Here is a 1765-nt window from a genome sequence, read left to right as displayed (position 1 = left end):
GCGCCTGCGGTCTGGCAAAGCCAGTCCCGCGGCCCCGCTGGTAGTGTCCAAAGAATTCTTCAACCCAGCATGAGCCGCGGAACCGGCTTTGCCGGGCCGCAGGCGGGCGGCCCCCCCGGGGGGCAGCGACCCACACGAAGTGGGGGAGCGTGGGGGCTACATATAATCGCCCTGTGCCCCACCACCCCGCATCCCGCCCGACCCCTCCCGTATGGGAACGCCTTGCCGCCTGGCTGGCTTTCCTGGCCGTGGCGGCGGCGTTGTGGGCACCGGTGTCCATGCTCGCCCAGGACGTGCGCAGCGGCAAGCTGAGCGGCATTTGCACCGTCAACACCGCTTCGTCTGATGCCGGCATTGACTCCACCGACGGCAACGCTGCCTCTGCAGGCCAGCGCTGCGACCTGTGCGGCTCAGCAGGGCTGGCACTGCCGCCTCTGCCGGTGGCAAACGTTTCCTGTGTCACGGGTACCGCGGTGGCGGTGGCGGATATTCCGGCAACCACCGGCACTGCCATCTCCGGGCTGCCTTTCAGCCGCGGACCTCCCGCACTTTGAACTGAACGTCCCCTTGCCCCAGGCTGGAAGCTTGTGGCATTTTGCGCGCTGCCTTGCGGCCGCTGCGCCATTGTTCATTTCGAATGTGAGTCTCCCGAACTTTCCGCTCACCGTATGCCTGGCCCGCGCCACTGCGTTGGTCTGACCGGATTCAGTTTCGACCGTAGATTTTTCTGCCTTTAATTTCAACGCCATAAGAACCATGAAATATTCAAACGCTATCAAAACCATAGCTGCTTGCGCTCGTCCATATTGGGCTGCAGCCCTATTTATTGCATTTTCCCTGCCCGCTGCCGCGCACGTCACCCTGGAATACCAGGTCGCCAATGCAGGCAGCTATTACAAGGGCACGTTCAAGGTCGGGCATGGTTGCGGGAATTCACCCGTCAAGCAGATCGTGGTTACTATCCCCACGGGTGTTCAGGGCGCCAAGCCCATGCCCAAAGCCGGCTGGACACTGGAAGTCACGCGTGACAAGCTGGCGCAACCCAGGGATGACCACGGCAAAACCGTCACCGAAGACGTGTCGCGGATCAGCTGGACGGCTAAAACCCCGGCAGACTACCTGCAGAACGACTGGTACGACGAATTTGTGCTGCAGGCCAAACTACCGGCACAAGCGGGCATGTTGTATTGGCCGGTCAGCCAGGTTTGCGAGACCGGCAAGGTTGACTGGGTTGAAGTGCCCAAGCCAGGCCAAAAAATGTCGGATCTCAAAAACCCTGCTGCTGCGCTTGAGCTGATGCCTGCAGGCGGCGGTGAACACAATCACTGAGCGCCCAGCGGTTTTATTCCAGATTCAATTTACTGCTTCAAGGAGCATTTACCCATGACATCCGCAAAATTCTCAAAAGCCGTGTTGGCATTTTCAATGGCACTGACCAGCATGCTCGCCCTGGCCCAGACGGCCGCCGTCAAGGTTGATGGCGCGTGGGCACGCGCCACTGTGCAAGGGCAAAAAGGCACGGGCGCTTTTATGAGCCTCACGGCCAAGGACGGCGCCCAGCTGATCGGCGTGTCGTCGCCGGTGGCGGGCGTGGCTGAAGTGCATGAAATGAAAATGGATGGCGACATCATGAAAATGCGCGCTGTGCCATCGCTTGATTTGCCAGCCGGCAAAAAGGTCGAGCTCAAGCCAGGGGGTTACCACGTCATGCTGATGGACCTTAAAGCGCCGCTGGCAAAGGACAGCACGGTGCCCGTGACCCTGC

The 1765-nt window shown here is 60.7% G+C and carries 3 protein-coding genes; all 3 read left to right on the top strand.

Going from position 1 to position 1765, the window contains the following annotated elements:
* Window positions 1-173: 173 nt before the first annotated feature.
* Window positions 174-554, top strand: coding sequence for a DUF2946 family protein (locus AC1D0Z_RS20930; RefSeq protein ID WP_477660086.1), 381 nt, complete (start codon window positions 174-176; stop codon window positions 552-554).
* 202 nt (window positions 555-756) lie between these two features.
* Window positions 757-1329, top strand: coding sequence for a YcnI family copper-binding membrane protein (locus tag AC1D0Z_RS20925; RefSeq protein ID WP_477660085.1), 573 nt, complete (start codon window positions 757-759; stop codon window positions 1327-1329).
* A 54-nt stretch (window positions 1330-1383) separates the two neighbouring features.
* Window positions 1384-1765, top strand: a 382-nt coding sequence (locus AC1D0Z_RS20920) for a copper chaperone PCu(A)C (RefSeq protein WP_477660084.1), incomplete at its 3' end; no start/stop codon positions are given.

The sequence above is a fragment of the Polaromonas sp. P1_E3 genome (assembly GCF_056405935.1).
Note: the sequence above shows the minus strand (reverse complement) of the source record. Positions and strands in the feature narration are given on the sequence as shown.

What these genes read in the sequence shown, in the direction of transcription:
- AC1D0Z_RS20925 (WP_477660085.1), top strand. Translation starts at nt 757, where the DNA reads ATGAAATATTCAAACGCTATCAAAACCATAGCTGCTTGCGCTCGTCCA.